This is a genomic window from Labrenzia sp. THAF35 (genome assembly GCF_009363595.1).
GTDB classification, from domain to species: domain Bacteria; phylum Pseudomonadota; class Alphaproteobacteria; order Rhizobiales; family Stappiaceae; genus Roseibium; species Roseibium algicola.
Genome location: NZ_CP045380.1, coordinates 1,282,435 through 1,300,497, shown reverse-complemented (window position 1 = coordinate 1,300,497; position 18,063 = coordinate 1,282,435). Strand labels below are relative to the sequence as shown.

At 59.4% G+C, this 18,063-nt stretch carries 18 protein-coding genes; 6 read left to right on the top strand and 12 right to left on the bottom strand.

Annotated features, from left to right (window positions below):
- The first annotated feature begins 11 nt into the window (after positions 1 to 11).
- Positions 12 to 545 (top strand): antibiotic resistance protein VanZ, encoded by a 534-nt coding sequence (locus FIU93_RS05975; protein ID WP_075282740.1) that lies wholly within the window; start codon positions 12 to 14, stop codon positions 543 to 545.
- Here the strand turns inward: FIU93_RS05975 and rimM are convergent.
- The 9 genes from rimM to dctP all read right to left on the bottom strand — a co-directional run bounded on the left by rimM (position 494) and on the right by dctP (position 8,271).
- Positions 494 to 1,048, bottom strand: coding sequence for a ribosome maturation factor RimM (gene rimM, locus FIU93_RS05970; protein WP_152505067.1), 555 nt, complete (start codon positions 1,046 to 1,048; stop codon positions 494 to 496). The two genes, FIU93_RS05975 and rimM, sit on opposite strands and share 52 nt — an antisense overlap.
- 50 nt (positions 1,049 to 1,098) lie before the next feature.
- Positions 1,099 to 1,497: a 30S ribosomal protein S16 gene (rpsP, locus tag FIU93_RS05965; RefSeq protein WP_023014459.1), complete on the bottom strand. Its 399-nt coding sequence runs from the start codon at positions 1,495 to 1,497 to the stop codon at positions 1,099 to 1,101.
- Between the two features lie 19 nt (positions 1,498 to 1,516).
- A complete protein-coding gene (locus tag FIU93_RS05960; RefSeq protein WP_055660229.1) occupies positions 1,517 to 1,840 on the bottom strand; it encodes a chorismate mutase in 324 nt (107 codons plus the stop codon).
- Positions 1,837 to 3,378, bottom strand: coding sequence for a signal recognition particle protein (ffh, locus tag FIU93_RS05955; RefSeq protein WP_023002482.1), 1,542 nt, complete (start codon positions 3,376 to 3,378; stop codon positions 1,837 to 1,839). Before ffh ends, FIU93_RS05960 begins: the two co-directional genes overlap by 4 nt.
- A 353-nt stretch (positions 3,379 to 3,731) precedes the next feature.
- A complete protein-coding gene (locus FIU93_RS05950; protein WP_023002481.1) occupies positions 3,732 to 4,346 on the bottom strand; it encodes an exopolysaccharide biosynthesis protein in 615 nt (204 codons plus the stop codon).
- Positions 4,347 to 4,480: 134 nt separating this feature from the next.
- On the bottom strand, positions 4,481 to 5,353 hold the full coding sequence (locus FIU93_RS05945) for an isocitrate lyase/PEP mutase family protein (protein ID WP_152505066.1): 873 nt from the start codon (positions 5,351 to 5,353) through the stop codon (positions 4,481 to 4,483).
- Between the two features lie 10 nt (positions 5,354 to 5,363).
- The gene (locus tag FIU93_RS05940) at positions 5,364 to 6,638 is read right to left on the bottom strand and encodes a TRAP transporter large permease (protein ID WP_023002479.1); all 1,275 of its coding nucleotides are present in this window, start codon (positions 6,636 to 6,638) and stop codon (positions 5,364 to 5,366) included.
- Positions 6,635 to 7,129, bottom strand: a complete 495-nt coding sequence (locus FIU93_RS05935) for a TRAP transporter small permease (protein WP_023014458.1) — start codon at positions 7,127 to 7,129, stop codon at positions 6,635 to 6,637. The genes FIU93_RS05940 and FIU93_RS05935 overlap by 4 nt, the downstream gene beginning before the upstream one ends.
- A gap of 149 nt (positions 7,130 to 7,278) precedes the next feature.
- The gene (gene dctP / locus FIU93_RS05930; protein ID WP_023002477.1) at positions 7,279 to 8,271 is read right to left on the bottom strand and encodes a TRAP transporter substrate-binding protein DctP; all 993 of its coding nucleotides are present in this window, start codon (positions 8,269 to 8,271) and stop codon (positions 7,279 to 7,281) included.
- Positions 8,272 to 8,523: 252 nt separating this feature from the next.
- Here dctP and FIU93_RS05925 point away from each other — a divergent pair, with 252 nt between their 5' ends.
- Positions 8,524 to 9,963, top strand: a complete 1,440-nt coding sequence (locus FIU93_RS05925) for a TrkH family potassium uptake protein (protein ID WP_055660233.1) — start codon at positions 8,524 to 8,526, stop codon at positions 9,961 to 9,963.
- Positions 9,964 to 10,122: 159 nt separating this feature from the next.
- On the opposite strand, the gene FIU93_RS05920 is transcribed toward FIU93_RS05925, so the two are convergent.
- Together FIU93_RS05920 and FIU93_RS05915 are read right to left on the bottom strand one after the other, a co-directional pair.
- Positions 10,123 to 10,353 carry a hypothetical protein gene (locus tag FIU93_RS05920; RefSeq protein WP_023002475.1) on the bottom strand — a complete coding sequence of 77 codons (231 nt, stop codon included), beginning with the start codon at positions 10,351 to 10,353 and terminating at the stop codon, positions 10,123 to 10,125.
- A 417-nt stretch (positions 10,354 to 10,770) separates the two neighbouring features.
- The gene (locus FIU93_RS05915; protein ID WP_055660236.1) at positions 10,771 to 11,442 is read right to left on the bottom strand and encodes a YggS family pyridoxal phosphate-dependent enzyme; all 672 of its coding nucleotides are present in this window, start codon (positions 11,440 to 11,442) and stop codon (positions 10,771 to 10,773) included.
- A gap of 257 nt (positions 11,443 to 11,699) precedes the next feature.
- On the opposite strand from FIU93_RS05915, the gene FIU93_RS05910 reads away from it, so the two are divergent.
- From FIU93_RS05910 to holA, 4 genes are all read left to right on the top strand, one after another.
- Positions 11,700 to 12,407 (top strand): transporter substrate-binding domain-containing protein, encoded by a 708-nt coding sequence (locus FIU93_RS05910; protein WP_152505065.1) that lies wholly within the window; start codon positions 11,700 to 11,702, stop codon positions 12,405 to 12,407.
- Positions 12,408 to 12,559: 152 nt separating this feature from the next.
- Positions 12,560 to 15,181 (top strand): leucine--tRNA ligase, encoded by a 2,622-nt coding sequence (gene leuS / locus FIU93_RS05905; protein ID WP_152505064.1) that lies wholly within the window; start codon positions 12,560 to 12,562, stop codon positions 15,179 to 15,181.
- Entirely contained in the window at positions 15,168 to 15,743 is a 576-nt protein-coding gene (locus FIU93_RS05900) for a hypothetical protein (protein WP_031269989.1), read from the top strand. Before leuS ends, FIU93_RS05900 begins: the two co-directional genes overlap by 14 nt.
- A 24-nt stretch (positions 15,744 to 15,767) precedes the next feature.
- Positions 15,768 to 16,808, top strand: a complete 1,041-nt coding sequence (holA, locus tag FIU93_RS05895) for a DNA polymerase III subunit delta (protein ID WP_152505063.1) — start codon at positions 15,768 to 15,770, stop codon at positions 16,806 to 16,808.
- A gap of 257 nt (positions 16,809 to 17,065) precedes the next feature.
- Here holA and FIU93_RS05890 read toward each other — a convergent pair whose 3' ends face one another.
- On the bottom strand, positions 17,066 to 17,971 hold the full coding sequence (locus FIU93_RS05890; protein ID WP_055660242.1) for a ParB/RepB/Spo0J family partition protein: 906 nt from the start codon (positions 17,969 to 17,971) through the stop codon (positions 17,066 to 17,068).
- Positions 17,972 to 18,063 lie beyond the last annotated feature (92 nt).

Below are 18,063 nucleotides of genomic sequence, written 5' to 3'. Positions count from 1 at the left end.
GGTTTATTGCCGTGGCAAAATTTCCAGTCCTGCGTTTCAAGCTTCCCCGTTTCATTCAGGTGCATGTCGACCGCCACTATCTCGACATTTCCCTGAGCCGCGTGCTGCCCCTGTTCGCCTTGATGACCTTCGGCGTGCTGGCCGGCCTTGTGTTCAACACCGGCGTCGGCCACCCCTATGACAAGGTCATCCATATCGGCTTTTTCGCCCTTCTGACCCTGTCGATCCATGCGCTGTTCTGCTGTCGGCTGCGCATTTCCGCCGTCGTCGCCTTCGGCATGGGTCTCGCGGGTGAAGTGGTGCAGGGCTTCATTCCCCACCACGAAATGTCGTTGCAGGATGCCTTTGCCAACGGGATCGGGGTTGCATTGGTCGTCGCACTGATTGCGCTGAAGCGTTCCGAGGTTCGCCAGGCTGTCCGCCAGGACGTTCCCGCGGAGGAGCGCGAAGAGCTCAACCTACGCAAGATGGGCTTGCAGCCCGTGCCAACGCGTTACCTGTCCGGCTCGTCTTCCGAAGGCTCAGGAGCTCCTTCGGAGAAGTAATCCTCCGGCAGTGAAGCGCTGACCCGGCCGTTCTCCAGGTCGATCTCGGGCACGAATTCCTTCGTGAACGGAACATAGAAGCTGCGGCCGCGTTTTGGCCGGACTTCCAGCAGATCGCCGGCTCCGAAATCCTGCACCGCAATGATCTTCCCGAGTGTCTCGCCAGTCTGGTCGAGCACATCGAGGCCGGTCAGGTCGGAATAATAGAATTCGTCTTCTTCAGGTTCGGGCAGCTGGTCACGGTCGATAAAGAGATCGACACCGTTCAACTCTTCCGCCTGGTTGCGGTCCGCGATCCCCTTGAACTTGGTGATCACCACCGTCTTCTGCACCCGCGCCCGTTCCACCTCGAAGGAACGTTTGCCGTTCCGGGTGGTCAGAATGCCGTAGTCGGCAAAGGAAAGCGGGTCATCGCCGTAAGGTTTGACCCGCACTTCCCCGCGAATGCCATGCGCCGCACCGATCTTGGCCATCAGTACCTTCTGATCGTCCTTGGACGTCATCTCAAAAGGCTCCCTGGCCAATGTCTTCCCGTGCGGCTTGGCGCATCTGCTTATTCGGCAGCTGCTTCTTCTGCCGGAGCGGCAGCAGCTTCAGCGGCAGCAGCAGCTGCTTCTTCTTCAGCCTGACGCTTGGCTTCAACGCGTTCCTTCGCCTTTGCGCCCAGCTCGGCTTTCTTCGGGTTGTTGCGCGGCTCACGCTTCAAGAGGCCGGCAGCATCCAGGAAACGGTGAACGCGGTCGGTCGGCTTTGCGCCGCTGTCCAGCCAATGCTGAATACGCTCGACGTTCAGGGTCACGCGGTTTTCGGAATCCTTCGGCAGCATCGGGTCGTAGGAACCGACCTTTTCGATGAAACGGCCATCGCGCGGGGAGCGGATGTCAGCAACAACGATGCGGTAATACGGGCGCTTCTTGGAACCGCCACGTGCCAGGCGAATTTTCGTAGCCATTTTTATGTCTCCAGTTTGTTCAGTTGCCGGCTTCAGCGGCAATGGCTTCGTGGTGCCGGATCACTTCCTTGACGATGAAGTTCAGGAATTTCTCGGCAAAGTCAGGATCGAGATTGGCGTCGCCCGCAAGCTGGCGCAGCCGTTCGATCTGAATTTTCTCCCGCGCCGGATCAGCCGGCGGCAGGTCGTTGGTGGCTTTCAGCACACCCACTTTCTGGGTGCACTTGAACCGTTCGGCGAGCATGTGAACAAGAGCCGCATCAATGTTGTCGATGGACGCCCGAAGAGCCTTCAGTTCGCTCAAGGCGGGGCTTTCACCCAGCTTGTTCTCCGCTTCGCTCATCGTTTCTTGCCCTTGCCCATACCCGGAAACCCGGGGAGTTTCGGACCGCCAAGGCCTGGAAGACCCGGCATGCCCATGCCTGGCGGCAGACCGCCGCCCAACCCGCCGGGCAGGCCTTTCGGCATTTCCATGCCACCCGGCAACTGGCCGGACTTGGCCATTTCCTCAAGCTGCTTGGGATCGACATCCGGCATTCCGCCGCCGCCAAGGCCGCCCATCAGCTTGCCCAGCATGCCTTTGCCCTTGCCCATCTTCTTCATCATGTCCGCCATCTGGCGGTGCATTTTCAGAAGCTTGTTGACGTCGGCCACATCCATGCCCGACCCGGCTGCAATACGCTTCTTGCGGCTGGCCTTGAGCAGTTCGGGCTTCTGACGCTCGGCCGGTGTCATCGATTCGATGATGGCGACCTGACGCTTGAACATCTTGTCGTCGATGTTCGAAGCCTCGATCTGCTTCTTCATCTTGCCGATGCCCGGCAACATTCCCATCATGCCGGACATGCCGCCCAGCTTTTCCATCTGGCGCAGCTGCTCGGCGAGATCTTCCAGGTCGAAGTGACCCTTCTGCATCTTCTTCGCCATTTTCGCGGCCTGTTCCGCGTCGATGGCTTCTGCAGCCTTTTCCACCAGCGAGACGATGTCGCCCATGCCGAGGATGCGGTCTGCGATCCGGCGCGGGTGGAAGTCTTCAAGTGCGTCTGATTTTTCGCCGGTACCGATCAGCTTGACCGGCTTGCCGGTAACCGCCTGCATGGAGAGCGCCGCACCGCCGCGGCCGTCGCCGTCCATACGGGTCAGGGCGATACCGGTGATGCCGACGCGCTCATCGAAACTCTGCGCCAGGTTGACGGCGTCCTGACCGGTCAGGCTATCCGCCACCAGCAGGATTTCATGCGGCTGGGCAGCGGCTTTCACCTCTGCCATTTCAACCATCAGCGGCTCGTCGATGTGAATACGGCCGGCGGTGTCGAGCATGACCACGTCATAACCGCCGAGCTTGGCGGCGGACATGGCCCGCTTGGCGATTTCGACCGGGCCCTGGCCGGCAACGATCGGCAGCGTGTCGATGTCGTTCTGCTCACCCAGAACCTTCAGCTGCTCCTGGGCAGCCGGACGGCGGGTGTCGAGCGATGCCATCAGCACCTTGCGCTTGTCGCGCTGGGTCAGGCGACGGGCAATCTTGGCCGTGGTGGTGGTTTTACCGGAGCCCTGCAGACCGACCATCATGATCGCCACCGGTGCCGGAGCGTTCAGGTCGATCGGATGAGCTTCTTCACCGAGCATCTCGACCAGCTGGTCATGAACGATCTTCACGACCATCTGGCCCGGGGTCACGGACTTGACCACCTCGGCACCGACGGCGCGATTGCGCACCTTGTCGGTGAAGGAACGTACGATCGGCAGCGCAACGTCGGCCTCGATCAGCGCGCGGCGGATTTCGCGCAGCGCCTCGTTGACGTCGTTTTCCGACAGCGCACCGCGGCCGGTGAGCTTGTCGAAAATACCGCTTAATCGATCGGACAGGCTTTCAAACATCAGTAGTCCTTGAATAGTCTCGGTTTCGGGAAGTCTCCCGAACCATATGGGCAACCGCCGGTCATTTCCAACCGGATCAATCCGCGCAAAGCAGTTTGACACCCGAGGGCGCAACGCGCTGTCGGATGTTAACCTCCGGGAACTCTTTACACCTTTGCGGGTCCCGGTCGGCGGATCGAAATTTCAATCACTCATATGGAGTTCGCGGGGATATGCCCGAAACCCGGGCAAGAGTCAAGGAAGCGGCGGAGATTCCCGTTTTCTTGATCCGGATTTCTGTCTCTACCCCGTCATCCCGTGGCTTGACCACGGGATCCATGCCGTTTCGCCTTATCGGACACCTGGTTTTCGGTTCAGGCCATGAACGCTTGGGTGCTGATCGCAATCGACGTCAGGATGGCGATGGTGAGGAGCACCGCGGCCAGACCCAGTAGCAGACCGAAGATGACGACCAGACCGTCGCGCTCGACAATGCCGACGCCGGCGATGAACAGCGCGACCGCCGGAAACCAGCCGCTGAGCGGCACTGGCAGAAACAACGTGAAAGCAATGACGAACAACGCAAGCCCGAGCAAGCGCTCATGTTTTCGTGCAAACAGACCTTCGTACCGGTGGGCCAGCACGCGCTCCAGCCGCATTGTGACGGGACGCAGGCGCACCATCGTTCGCCGCAGCTTGTTGTGATTGAGCGACAGGCGCGCAAGCGGCCTGGGCAGTTTCACGTGCGGAAAACCGAGCACCATCTGGAACGTGGTGACGAGCACCGGCAGACCGGTGACGAGCGAGGAGCCGGGAGGCAACGGCAGAAGCGTCAGCAGGGAAAACAGCACGATCGCCCAGCCGAACGACGTCTCGCCCAGCGCCAACAGCAAATTGCCGAGCGTCAGTGTGCCGTCCCGGTGCTGGTCGCGCGATGTCCGCAGGATCGGCAGCGACAGCGAAGGTCTTCGGCGTCTTTCGCCCTGCATTCAAGATTTCCGTTACAGCTTCTGAGTCGCGCAGGGTCTAACATTCCATCTGCAATAAATCCAACGCCGAGTAGCACGGGTTGGCGTATTTTGCAGTTCGGCAGAGCGACCGGGTTCCGGACAGTCCGGCGGCATCAATCCCGCTTGGACGTCTCGTATTTCGCCGAAACCTCATAATAGTCGTTGAAGCCGATCCGGTCCCGCAGCTCCTTGAAGTCCATGAGATCCGGTTTTCGATCCTGGTCGCTCTTCAGCTGCCGCAGCGTCGCCACCATTGCCTTCATGGCGCTGGCCATCAGGGTCAGCGGATAGGCGGCAATGGCGTAACCGATGTCCCGAAGCTCTTCATGCGAGAGGTCGGGAGTTTCGCCGCCTTCCACGATGTTGGCCATCTTCGGACCCGGCAGTTCCCGGCAGATTTCCTGCATTTCGGCAACCGTCTTGGGCGCCTCGACAAACAGGATATCAGCGCCGAGTTCCTTGAACTTTGCCGCCCGGGCAATTGCCTCGGCAAGGCCGTGCTCATGACGGGCATCGGTCCGGGCAAGGATCAGGATATCGGCCCCTGCCTCCTTGGCATCCTGCGCCGCCCGGATCCGGTCAAAGGCTTCCTCGCGGGAAACGACCGCCTTGCCAGGCGTGTGACCGCAGCGTTTCGGAGCCACCTGGTCCTCGATCATCACCGCCGCAGCGCCTGCCTTGGCCATGCCGGTCACGGTCCGGCGCACGTTCATGGCATTTCCGTAACCTGTGTCGCCATCCGCCAGCAGCGGAATCCGGACCGCATCGGTGATGTTACGCGCCTGATCGAGCACTTCGCCATAGGACATCAGCCCCAGATCCGGCTGCCCGATCCGCGATGCGGAGGCGGCAAAGCCGGACATGAAGGTGAGATCGAACCCTGCCTGCTCGATCAGCTTGGCGGACAAGGCATCATAACAGCAAGGCATGACGTGAAGTTTCGGCTGCTCCAGCAGCGCGCGAAGGGTAGCTGCCGGTGACGGCATGACAAAAACCTCAGAACTTGAATGGCAGATAGAGCGCGAGATCGGTCCAGACATACAGGATCGCGACCGAAATCAACATGATCACCAGGAACGGCAGCACGCCACGGGAGACGTCGGACAGCTTCGATCGCGCGACCGATTGGATGACATAGAGATTGAGCCCGACCGGCGGTGTGATCAGGGCGCATTCCACCATGACGACCATGTAGACGCCGAACCAGATCGGATCGAAGCCCAATGCCATGGCTGCCGGCAGCAGTACGGGCGTCATGATCAACACCATGGACAGCGCCTCGAACACCAGCCCCATGATCAGAAGCACGATCGAGACCACGATGATGAATGCGAGCGGCGTATCGATGGTCTGGCCGATGAAGACCGAGATATCCTGCGGAATCCGGTAAAGCGTGATCGCCTTGCCGAACACCTTGGCCCCGGCAATGATCAAGACGATGGCAACGGTCGTCACCATGGCATCGAACGCCGCTTCCTTCAGACCCTGCCAGGTAAGCGTACGCAGGATGGGCCCGGTAATCAGAAGCGCCACGGCAAAGCCGATAGCTGCAGCTTCCGTCGGTGTCGCCGCGCCGCTGTAGATGGCGCCGATAACAACAAGCGCCAACAGGATCGAGGGAAATGCCCGCACAGTTGCCCGCATGCGCTCGTCCCAGCTTGACGCCGGCTCCGGCGTGTAGCCGCCGAACCAGCGGGCATAGACCATGGAAAAAACGATGAAGAACACCACAAGCATAAGGCCCGGGCCAACACCTGCCAGGAACAGCGCGATCACCGATTGTTCGGTAACGAAGCCATAGACGATCATCGGGATCGACGGCGGGATCAGAATGCCGAGCGTGCCACCTGCGGCAAGCAGGCCGTAGACGAATTTCCGCTCGTAGCCGCGCTGGATCATTTCCGGGATCGCAACTGTTCCGATGGTGGCGGCCGTTGCCACCGACGATCCGGAAATGGCTGCGAAAATGGCGCAGGACAGGATGGTCGCGACGGCCAGTCCACCCGGCCAGTGACCGACCCAGGCATGAACGGCGGCAAAGAGATCCCGCCCGACCCCGCCTTTCAGCAGGATGTTGGACATCAGCAGGAACAGCGGTACCGCCAGAAGAATGAAGCCATCCAGCGTCGACAGGATCGCTTGGGGCGCCATCAGCGGCGAGAAACCACCGAGAATGAGCATTCCAAGGCCGAGACCGCCCAGCGCGAACGCCACCGGCACGCGGATCAGCAACAAGGTGAACAGCGAAGCGAGAATGAGAACCGTCGTCATTCCATCACCACCGCTTCATGATCGCCCGACTTGGGCTTTTGGCCCAGCTCAATGAGGGCCTGCACGAACAGAAGCGCAAACCCGACCGGAACGGACAGTTCGGAGATCCACATGGGAAGGTCCAGCATGGAGCCCGAGGTGCGGCCTCGCTCGAAGGAATCGTAGAAGATCCCGCCACCCTTCCAGGCGACCAGGATGCTGAACACCGCAACAAAGCCCATGGCAACCACATGGCAGGCGCGGCGCCAGCCCGGGCTTAGCTGGTCTGTCAGCGCATCAACCGCAATGTGCCGACCGGCTTTCAACAGCCATGGCATGGCAAGCATGGTGCCCCAGATCAGGCACAGCTGAGACAACTCCGACGCCCAGATGGTCGGTGCAACGAAAAGATACCGGGCCAGAACTTCATAGGTGAGCATGCAGCCCACGGCGACGAACAGCAGCGCGGCGATCCAGGCAAAGGCCTGAAGAAGAAAATAGAAGGCTTTCATGAAACCATCTGTCGATCGAGCAATCGGCAAGGCCGGGAAAAGACGGCCGGTGAAACCCGGCCGCGAAAAGACACCGGAACTCCGGCATCCGTGACTGGAAGCGGCCAGCATCGCCGCGGCCGCTTCCGTCGTTCAGGATCCGCGGACCGTCAGAATTTCTGAGCGGCTTCGAGAACCTGCTTGCCGAGGGGGCCCGCTTTTTCGACGAAGTTGTCGTAGACCGGCTGGCTTACGCTTTTCCAGGCGGTCATTTCTTCTGCGGTCGGCGTGTAGATGGTCATGCCGTTCTGCTCCGAAATCTCGTAAGCTTCAGCTTCGATCTGGGACATCCGATCCCGCACATCGGCTTCCGCCTTGAGGGCAGCAGCCTCGATGATCTTCTTGTGCTCATCCGGCAGGCCGTTCCAGAAATCGGTGTTCACCACGACGATGAACTCGATATCCGCATTGTTGGTCACGGTGATCGTGTCCATGACTTCCCAGAGCTTGCGGGATTTCACTCCGGAAACGCCGGTCATGCCGATGTCCACGGTGCCGCGCTGGTAGGCCAGATACTGTTCGGAACCGGAAATCAGCGTCGGCGCACCGCCGGCAACCGTGACAAAATCGCCAAGCGTCTTGCCGAAGACGCGAACCTTCTTGCCTTTCAGATCTTCCGGGGTTTTCAGCGGTCCGCCATTGGACAGCATGATGGAGCCGCCATAAGCCTGCCACCACAGAACGGTGGAACCGGTTTCCGCGATTGCCTCATCCAGCGGTCCGCGCACGGGAGATCCCTTGGCTACGGCCGCACGAACCTTTTCTTCCGTGTCGAACAGGAACGGCTGATAGAAGACGTCGACGGCAGGAATGTCGCCGACATAACGCGTCAGCGACGCAACGCCCATTTCAATGGAGCCGCTGCCGACGGCTGCCGGAACTTCGTTGTCCTTGTAGAGCTGAGCGGAATCGTAGATCTCCACGGCAATGTCGCCGTTGGAGTTTTTCTCTACTTCTTCCTTGAAGAGCTGCAGATTCTGGCCGAGGTGGCTCGTCAGAGGCAATTGCAGCGAAATGCGCAAGGTTGTGTCTGCTGCTTGTGCCGAACCGGCTGCCAGGCCAAGCGCCATTGCCGCGCCAAGCGCCCAGGAAAGTACTTTCATGTTTTCCTCCCAAATTTATGAAATCACTCTGGCAAAGCCTCCCGGTCCGGTCAACATGAACTGGCGTATAGGTGTGTTTTAGAAGCAGTTTTGCCGATCGCCCGCAGACCAACCAGCCTGCCGGTCATTCCAGGCGATTGGCAGGCTCAAATTCCGTTGGCCTTGCTTTTTGCGGTGCACAGGCAGATAACGACAGTCTTTTGACACACACGCCTGCTGTCCTGACAGCCGACCGTTGCGGACGTCCAGTCTATGAATTATCGCGCCATTGCTTTGCCAATCGGACGATTGCTCATCCTGATTTCAGTTCTGATGATCGTTCCGGGTATCGCGGATGTGTTCTCCAGAAACTCGGACTGGCAGGTCTTTCTGGTATCGGCCCTGGTTCTTGGAACCGCGGGCTTGCTCATGACCATGGCTTTCCAGGGAGAACAGCCGCCGAGCCACTTTCGCGAAGCGATCCTGTTCGTCAACGCCGCCTGGTTCACCTTCTCCTTCGCCGGTGCCGTACCCTTCTACTTCAGCGGCCTCGGCATCAGCTTCACAGACGCCTTCTTCGAGACCGCCTCCGGCCTGACCACAACCGGTTCGACAATCCTGACGGGTCTCGACACTCTGCCGCCGGGCATTTTGCTGTGGCGGGCGCTGCTGCAATGGGTTGGCGGCATTGGCGTGGTTGCCATCGGGATCTGGCTTCTGCCGGGTTTGCGCGTTGGTGGCAGCCAGCTCTTCGCGCTGGAATCGTCTGAAAATACCAGCAAGCCCTATGGTCATGTCGGCCCATTCGTCTACCGGCTGCTGGCCCTTTATGCCGGACTGTCGATTGCCTGCGCCACGCTCTACCTGCTGTGTGGAATGACCTTTTTCGAAGCGGTGATCCATTCCATGACCACCGTCTCGACAGGAGGCTTCTCCACGTCCGACCAGTCCTTCGGCCAATTCGACGGCCTCGCCGTTTACTGGGTCGCCTCGGTGTTCATGCTGGGATCCGCCGTGCCGTTCCTCTATCTGATCCGGAGTATCGAGCGACGGCATTGGGTAAAAGACGTCCAGATCATGCTGCTGCTTGCCATTGTCGCCGCAGCTTCGATCAGCGTGTTCCTGTTCGAGCGGTTCATCGGACATGACACGCCGTTCCAGATGTTCACATTCGCGGTCTTCAACGTGGTTTCGGTTATCACCACCACCGGCTATGCCGCCAACGACTACCTGCAGTTCGGTCCGCCCGTGATCGCGATTTTCTTCGTGCTGACGTTCTTCGGCGGCTGCAGCGGATCCACGTCCGGAGGCTTCAAGATGTTCCGGATCGCAATTCTGGGCAGTTACATCCAGGGCCTGTTCCGACGGATGATCCGGCCACACCGGGTGGTCGAGCCGAAATACCAGGGCCGGGCCGTGTCAAATCCGGTTCTGGAAGGTGTGCTTGTCTTCGCCGTTCTTTATGCAGGCGCTTTTGCGGCGTTCTCGCTGGTCTACATGATGCTCGGTCTTGATCTCGAGACGGCGCTCAGCGCCTCCATCACAGCCCTTGCGAATGTTGGTCCCGGCGTTGGCGATACCATTGGTCCGTCCGGTACGTTCCAGTCCCTGCCGGATCTCGCCAAATGGTTTCTGGCGGTTCAGATGATCCTCGGTCGACTGGAAATCCTGGCAGGTATCCTGCTCCTGACACCGGATTTCTGGCTGGACTGAAGCCTGGCCCGACCGGATTGGCTCAATTGTTCGAGTAAAGTTCGAAAGTCCCCTTCAAAACGGAAAACCACCGCCGGCGTGACCTTACCGACGGTGGTCTTGTTCGGGCAATCTGGCTGCTGACGCAGCCGACGGGGGGTTTGATTGCCCGAAGCCCGATTACGGCTGGACGGAGGAGAACTCTTCCGGATCCAGAAGGCTGTCCTGATTGCTGTCAGCCGCGTTGAATGCATCTTCGGAAAGGGTCGGGACGGCTGCCGCGATTTCCTCGAAGCTGACATAACCGTCCTGATCGAGATCCACCGCCTCGAACGACATGCCCTGGGCAAGAGCTGCGGAAGACGCGGTAAAGGCACCGATCAGAAGAGCAGCAGTAAGACGTTTGGACATGATATGACCTCCAATGGTTTGGGTCTTGTCAGGTGTCCCGTGTGCCATTCGGCTTTGGGCTCACCTGTCGTTCCGTCCGTTCGCCAGGCCCCTGCGACCCGTCGAACCGGAACGAGACAAACACTGCGGGCCGATCGCGACCGGCAAAGGGCAGCTCTTTGAAACCTTCGCGGCAATGTTGTGTTCCGCCATAGGGATCAGCCACAGGTCGGTCAAACTACCGTCATTTTTAACGATTTTGGGCAGTTCTGGGGCTTTTGCTGGAAAAACCAGTCTGAATATCTATTTGATTTTATTTATAAATTCGAAACAAACTGGTTGAAATGGCTATCCATGCTTCGGTTCGCGACCAGTCCTGCAAACCGAAGCAATGCCAATACCGGCCTGATTGCCGTTCCGTGAAACGGCAGGCTTTGATCAGGTGTAGTCGCGCGAGCCGAAGATGGCGGATCCGACACGCACATGCGTGGCCCCAAAGCCGACCGCGACCGGATAGTCGGAAGACATGCCCATGGAAAGCTGCTCAAGACCATTGCGGGCGGCGATTTTTTCCAGAAGCGCGAAATGTTCGCCCGGTGCTTCGTCGACCGGCGGAATGCACATCAGGCCGACAATGTTGAGCCCGACATCTTCCTTGCACTCTTTCACGAAGGCATCGACATCCTTCGGTGCGATGCCTGCCTTCTGGGGCTCTTCACCCGTGTTTACCTGAATGAAACACGGCAGATCCCTGCCCTGCTTTTCCATCTCGGCTTTCAGTGCCCTTGCGATTTTCGGCCGGTCAACCGTATGGACGACATCAAAGGTCGCGACCGCTTCCTTGGCCTTGTTGGATTGCAGCGGACCGATCAGATGCAATTCGATGCCATCAAAGTCCTCGCGAAGCCCCGGCCACTTGTGCATGGCTTCCTGCACCCTGTTTTCGCCGAAAACCTGCTGACCTGCCTCAAGCACCGGGCGGATCTCGTCCGCTTCGAAGGTCTTGGAAACCGCAATCAACGTTACCGACCCTTCCGGCCTGCCGAACTCGGCTTCGGCACTTCTGATATCTGCCTGGACGTTTGCCAGTCGGTCTGCTGCGGAGGTCATCAGTTGGTCCTTCAAATTGTCAGGTGCTCTGCCGGATCGCGCGTTCCTTCTCATAGGCCCGGTCGCCCCTCGATCTCAAGTGGTCTTTGCAAAGACCCAAGCAACCTGGCGTGACTGCACAGCCGGTGAATTTTCACGCCAGGTATTCAATCAGGTTCACCTTTTCCTAGAGGTTTGCCGATAGTGTCTCGCCGCTTGCATCAAATGAAGATGGAGGGCCCGGTGTGAGGCAACTCGGTTCATTTATCTGCATACTGATGTTGTTCTGCTTTCTGTACGTTCCTGCATCGCGGAGTGAAACCTTCACGTTCGCGGTTGGCGAATGGCCGCCTTTTATTGGCGCGAAGTCACCGGGCTTCGGAAGCCACACCCAGATCGTCAGGCGGGTAATCGAACAAGCCGGGCATCAGGCGAAATTCGACTTTCTGCCCTGGCAGCGATCGTACCAGATGGTCAGGAACGGGACTTACGCCGCAACCTTTTCCTGGTCCTACACGGATGAACGAAGCGAGGAATTCTATTTTCCCGAACGACCCGTCGGACTGGCAACCTACGTACATTTTTACAAGAAAGACCGGTTTCCGGACGGCATCGGGCCACTGAGCTTCGATGATCTTCGCAAGGAAGGGCTCTCCGTGGTTGCGGTCAGAAACTACTGGTATGAAGACATGCTGGAGGCTGCCGGTGTCACTGTTGAATATGTGTCGACGGAACAGCTTGCCTGGTCGATGCTTCTGCACGAACGGGCCGATGTCTATATGGAGAGCACGGAAGTCGGCATGATCCGGAAGGCCGTGTTCCTGGGTGACGAAGCAAGCCTGCTCGTTCACTCCCCCACCTTCCTGGAAGTGCCCATGTATCCCATGTTCAGCAGGAAACACCCGGACGGGCGGCGCCTGTTGGAAATCTGGGAAGCTTCAAGCCCGCCTGATCCCGAAACAACGCCGGAAGCGGCCATCCGATAGCTTTACGAATGCGGCGTTGCGAAATAAACAGGCATCTGCAAGATCAATCTCTTCTCACATGTTGACCCCGGACGCGATTTCTGGTGACAGTCCGGCAGTCAATCTTTCAGGAAATCCGCCGGATCCGGCGGCAAGAACAAACGGCACATTTGATGGCAACGGAACGGTACAATGCGCGCGAAGTCGAAGCGCGCTGGCAAAAGGTCTGGAACGACAAGGACGTCTTCGTCACCCACAACGACGATCCCCGCGACAAATACTATGTCCTTGAAATGTTCCCCTATCCGTCCGGCCGCATCCACATGGGCCATGTGCGCAACTACGCCATGGGCGATGTTGTTGCCCGTTACAAGCGCGCCAAGGGCTTCAACGTCCTGCACCCGATGGGCTGGGACGCTTTCGGCATGCCGGCGGAAAACGCGGCCATGCAGAACAAGGTTCATCCCAAGGACTGGACCTACGAAAACATCGCCACCATGCGCGACCAGCTCAAGATCATGGGCCTGTCGCTGGACTGGAGCCGGGAATTCGCGACTTGCGACGTCGCCTATTACACGCAGCAGCAGCGGCTGTTCCTGAAGTTCCTGGAGGCCGGCCTCGTCTACCGCAAGAACGCCAAGGTCAACTGGGACCCGGTCGACATGACGGTTCTGGCCAACGAACAGGTGATCGACGGTCGCGGCTGGCGCTCCGGCGCTCTGGTTGAGCAGCGCGAGTTGACCCAATGGTTCTTCAAGATTTCCGATTACTCGGAAGACCTGCTGGAGGCGATCGACACGCTCGACCGCTGGCCGGACAAGGTGCGCCTGATGCAGAAGAACTGGATCGGCCGCTCCGAAGGCCTGCGTGTGCGCTTCGAGTTCACCGAGGCTGCGCCCACCGGCGACAAGACGCTGGAAATCTTCACCACCCGTCCGGACACGCTGTTCGGTGCGTCCTTCATGGGCCTGTCGCCGGATCATCCGATCTCGACCAAGCTGGCGGAAAGCAATCCGGAGCTGAAAGCCTTCATCGAAGAGTGCCGCCGGGTCGGTACATCCGAAGAAGCAATTGAAAAGGCAGAGAAAAAAGGCCTCGACACTGGTCTGCGCGTCAAGCACCCGCTGGATGCCTCCATCGAGCTGCCGGTATATGTCGCCAACTTCATCCTGATGGACTATGGCACCGGCGCCATCTTTGCCTGCCCGGCGCATGACCAGCGCGACCTGGACTTCGCCCGCAAATACGGCCTGCCTGTCACGCCCGTCGTGCTGCCGAAGGATGCCGATCCGGCAACCTTTGATGTAGCCGACGAGGCTTTCACCGACGATGGCACCATCTTCAACTCCGACTTCCTGAACGGCCTTTCCATTCCGGACGCCAAGGAAGCAGTGGCGAAGAAGCTGGAAGAGATCACCGTCGACGGCGCATCCCAGGCAGAACGCCAGGTGAATTACCGCCTGCGCGACTGGGGCATTTCGCGTCAGCGCTACTGGGGCTGCCCGATCCCGGTCATTCATTGCGACGATTGCGGTGTGGTACCGGAGAAGGACGAGAACCTGCCGGTCCAGCTGCCGGACGACATCAACTTCGACAAGCCCGGCAATCCGCTCGACCGACACCCGACCTGGCGCAACACGTCCTGCCCGAAATGCGGCAAGCCTGCCCGCCGCGAATCCGACACCATGGACACCTTCGTGGACAGTTCCTGGTACTTCGCCCGCTTCACGGCGCCGGACTGCGATCAGCCGACCGACCCGGAAGCCGCCAACGGCTGGCTGCCGGTGGACCAGTATATCGGCGGTATCGAGCATGCCATCCTGCACCTGCTCTATTCCCGTTTCTTCACGCGGGCGATGCAGAAGGTCGGTGCGCTTGATCTGAAGGAGCCGTTCAAGGGCCTGTTTACACAGGGCATGGTCACCCACGAGACCTATCGCGTCGGCGAAGGTGCGAACGGGCGCTGGATTGCCCCGTCCGAGATCCGTATCGAGGATGCCGACGGCAAGCGCCGCGCGGTTCTTGTCGAAACCGGTGAGGATGTGGCCATCGGCTCCATCGAGAAGATGTCGAAGTCGAAGAAGAACACTGTCGATCCGACCGACATCATCGACACCTACGGCGCCGATACTGCCCGCTGGTTCATGCTGTCCGACAGCCCGCCGGAGCGGGACGTGATCTGGACCGAGGACGGCGTGCAAGGTGCCTGGCGTTTTGTCCAGCGCGTCTGGCGCCTGATTGGCGACATTGCCGAGAAAATCGAACCTCGTGGCGGCAAGGCACCGGAAGTCGACGGCAAGGCGCTTGATCTGCGCCGGGCCAGCCACAAGACCCTGGCGGCCGTTTCCGCCGATCTGGAAGGCCTCGGCTTCAACCGGGCCGTGGCCCGCCTCTATGAGCTGGTCAACACCATCAGCAAGGTCTTCAACGAAGGCGACGCCGATGCCGGCACCGAATATGCCGTACGTGAAGCAGCCGACTACCTCGTGCAGATGATGGCTCCGATGATGCCGCACCTGGCAGAAGAATGCTGGTCTGCACTCGGCCACGACAATCTGATTTCGGAAGCAAGCTGGCCGCAGGCCGACGAGGCCCTGCTGTCCGACGACACCGTTACCTACCCGATCCAGATCAACGGAAAGAAACGCGGTGAACTGACGATTGCAAAAGAGGCTTCCAAAGACGAGGTCGAAGCGGCTACCTTAGCCCTCGACGCAGTCAAGAAGGCTCTTGAAGGCAAGGCGCCGAAGAAGATTATCGTGGTACCGCAAAGGATCGTGAATGTCGTTGTTTAACAACCTCTTCCAGAGCAGCGGCGCGTTGCGGCGCGCTGCCCTTTGCGCCGGACTGGCAGCTGCCATGGCTCTGGGCGGATGTCAGGTCCGCCCGCTTTACGGCAGCAGCACGGGCGACTTCGGTTCCCAGCCCTCTCCCGTAGCGGCGGAACTCGCGGCGATCGACCTGGAATCCATCTCCAGCCAGTACGCCAACGACGATGCATCGCGTGTTCTCTACAATGAGCTGACCTACCGGTTCGAACGTGGGGCAGGCTCTGGTGCCAAGAAATATCGTCTCAAGGTATTGATGGACATCGGCAGCTCGGAAGTCGGTGTTGAACAGTTCTCCGACGTGCCTTCCGCCTACACGACCACGATGAACTCGACCTTCGTCCTGAGCGATCTGGCGACCGACGAGACCCTGATGACCGGCCGGGCGTTCAAATCCGCTTCCTACGACTTCTCCAACCAGCGTTTTGCCAACACCCGTGCCTATCGTGATGCGCAGGAACGTGTTGCCAAGGCAGTTGCTGACGACATCGCAGCCCGGATTGCCGGCTATTTCGCCAGCCAGTCGTAACACTGACCCCGGAGGCAAACGGCCGTGACCGTCCTCAAAGCCGCGGAGATTGACCGTTTCGTCGCCAATCCCCCGGAGGCTGGCGGCGTTGTCCTGATCTTCGGTCCGGATACCGGACTTGTATCGGAACGCGCCACCCGCCTCGTCAACAAGGCCTCCGAAGGCGAAAGCGATCCGTTCAATCTGGTCAAGCTTGATGCATCTGATCTCGGTTCGGATCCGAATCGGCTGATCGACGAAGTTCTGACCGTTCCGCTTTTTGGTGGCCGCAGGATCGTCTGGGTGAAGGATGCTTCCTCCCGCAATCTCAATCCTGCAGTCGAACCCGTTCTGAAGCTGGACGACTGGCAAACGCTGGTGGTCCTTGAGGGCGGCGACATCAAGAAGGGCGTCGGCCTCAGAAAGCTGATCGAACCGCACAAACGCGCCGTTGCGCTGCCTTGTTATGCCGACAATGACCGGGGCATCGACCAGTTGATCGACGAGGAAACCCGCGAGGCCGGTCTTTCGGTTACCCGGGAAGCCCGGGCAGCACTGCACAGCCTGCTGGGCGGTGATCGCATGGCCAGCCGCGGTGAGCTGAAAAAACTCTGCCTCTATACCCTCAACAAGGGCCAGATCGACAGCGAGGATGTCGAGGCTATCATCGGCGATGCATCCGCCTTCGAAATGTCAGAGCTGATTGATGCTGCAGCATCGGGAGACCTTGCCTTGCTGGACCACGGGCTGGAACGGCTTGCGGAAGCCGGCTCCAAGGCCTCGGTGATCGCCAACCAGACATTGAAGCATTTTCAACATTTGCACCGGATGCGAATCGATATCGAACAGGGCAAAAACGCCCAGGCCGTCGTCGATGGACAGCGACCGCCTATCTTCTTCTCCCGCAAGCCGAAATTCACCCAGCAGCTGCGGATCTGGTCCCTGACGGATCTGGAACGCGCCATGGACATTTTGAGCGAGGCTACACGCATTTCCCGCCTCAACGATGCCCTTGGTGTACCCGTCCTCTCCGAAGCTCTCCTGAAGCTCGGCAGAGCCGCCAGAGCGCGGCAACAGCGGCGCTAACGAGTTACCTTCTCCTCTCCCTGAGTCTCCCTGCATTCTTGGCGTTCGCTCACACGCCTCCCTCATCCTGAGGAAGCGCGCAAGCGCTGTCTCGAAGGATGGGCGGCAACCACCGGGACATGTGGGCCATTCTGCGAATCGGGCCTGATGACAGTCCTCAGGATGAGGGATGTTGGGATTACAGGCTGGCAAAATCAAAACAAAAAAGCCGGAGCAATAATCGCTCCGGCTGTAAAATTTAAAATAAATTCAATATCTTAGCGCGTCTCAACGCCCAGCTTCTTGCAGATCTCGTCGAGCTGTTCCAGCGACGTGTACTTGATTTTCAGGTCGCCCGATTCCTTGCCCGGCTTGTGGCCGACGGTGACTTTCAGACCGAGCGTGTCGGTGAGGCGCTTTTCCAGAGCCTTGGTGTCGGCGTCCTTCGGGGCCTTCTCGGTCGGGGTCTTCTGGCCCATCAGTTTGGCGAGAGCATCCGGGTCCTGGGCGATCTTTTCGGTCTCGCGGACGCTGAGGCCTTTTTCGACGATCAGATCGGCAAGTGCGCTCGGGTCCTCGATGGTGATCAGCGCCCGGGCGTGGCCGGCCGTGAGCAGGCCTTCGTGCAGATAGTCCTTTACCGAATTCGGCAGTTTCAGCAGGCGCATGGTGTTGGCCACGTGGCTACGGCTCTTGCCGATCACCTTGGCGAGTTCGCCCTGGCTGTAGCTGAACTCGGCGGTAAGTTGCTCATAGCCCATCGCTTCTTCGATCGGATTGAGATCGGCACGCTGGACGTTCTCGATAATGGCGAGCTCAAGCGCTTCCTGATCGGTCACGTCCCGAATGATGATTGGTGCTTCATGCAGCCCGGCCCGCTGTGCGGCCCGCCAGCGGCGCTCGCCGGCGATGATCTCGAAACGATTGGCCTTCCCTGCTGCCGGACGTACCAGGATCGGCTGGACGATGCCTTTTGCCTTCAGGGACTCGGAAAGATCCGCCAGGTCTTTCTCGGTAAAGGTCTTGCGCGGGTTGCGCGGGTTGGGCTCCAGATGTTCGATCGGCACCCTGCGGGAGTCGCGAATGATCTTTTCCGGCGGTGCGGCCGCTTCGGGAGCCGAATCCCCGATCAGCGCCGCCAAACCACGGCCCAAACGCTTGTTTTTGACGTCTCTTTCCGCCATACCGCACCTTTTTCTTCTTATATTTCAATAGGATATAGCATAGCGACTGTGCCTCTTCGCCGCCATGCATCAGGGCTCGCCCAAACGGAGCC

Coding starts and splice junctions, on each gene's coding strand:
- rimM (WP_152505067.1), bottom strand. CDS start 1,048: ATGACGTCCAAGGACGATCAGAAGGTACTGATGGCCAAGATCGGTGCG.
- rpsP (WP_023014459.1), bottom strand. CDS start 1,497: ATGGCTACGAAAATTCGCCTGGCACGTGGCGGTTCCAAGAAGCGCCCG.
- FIU93_RS05960 (WP_055660229.1), bottom strand. CDS start 1,840: ATGAGCGAAGCGGAGAACAAGCTGGGTGAAAGCCCCGCCTTGAGCGAA.
- ffh (WP_023002482.1), bottom strand. CDS start 3,378: ATGTTTGAAAGCCTGTCCGATCGATTAAGCGGTATTTTCGACAAGCTC.
- FIU93_RS05950 (WP_023002481.1), bottom strand. CDS start 4,346: ATGCAGGGCGAAAGACGCCGAAGACCTTCGCTGTCGCTGCCGATCCTG.
- FIU93_RS05945 (WP_152505066.1), bottom strand. CDS start 5,353: ATGCCGTCACCGGCAGCTACCCTTCGCGCGCTGCTGGAGCAGCCGAAA.
- FIU93_RS05940 (WP_023002479.1), bottom strand. CDS start 6,638: ATGACGACGGTTCTCATTCTCGCTTCGCTGTTCACCTTGTTGCTGATC.
- FIU93_RS05935 (WP_023014458.1), bottom strand. CDS start 7,129: ATGAAAGCCTTCTATTTTCTTCTTCAGGCCTTTGCCTGGATCGCCGCG.
- dctP (WP_023002477.1), bottom strand. CDS start 8,271: ATGAAAGTACTTTCCTGGGCGCTTGGCGCGGCAATGGCGCTTGGCCTG.
- FIU93_RS05925 (WP_055660233.1), top strand. CDS start 8,524: ATGAATTATCGCGCCATTGCTTTGCCAATCGGACGATTGCTCATCCTG.
- FIU93_RS05920 (WP_023002475.1), bottom strand. CDS start 10,353: ATGTCCAAACGTCTTACTGCTGCTCTTCTGATCGGTGCCTTTACCGCG.
- FIU93_RS05915 (WP_055660236.1), bottom strand. CDS start 11,442: ATGACCTCCGCAGCAGACCGACTGGCAAACGTCCAGGCAGATATCAGA.
- FIU93_RS05910 (WP_152505065.1), top strand. CDS start 11,700: ATGTTGTTCTGCTTTCTGTACGTTCCTGCATCGCGGAGTGAAACCTTC.
- leuS (WP_152505064.1), top strand. CDS start 12,560: ATGGCAACGGAACGGTACAATGCGCGCGAAGTCGAAGCGCGCTGGCAA.
- FIU93_RS05900 (WP_031269989.1), top strand. CDS start 15,168: ATGTCGTTGTTTAACAACCTCTTCCAGAGCAGCGGCGCGTTGCGGCGC.
- FIU93_RS05890 (WP_055660242.1), bottom strand. CDS start 17,971: ATGGCGGAAAGAGACGTCAAAAACAAGCGTTTGGGCCGTGGTTTGGCG.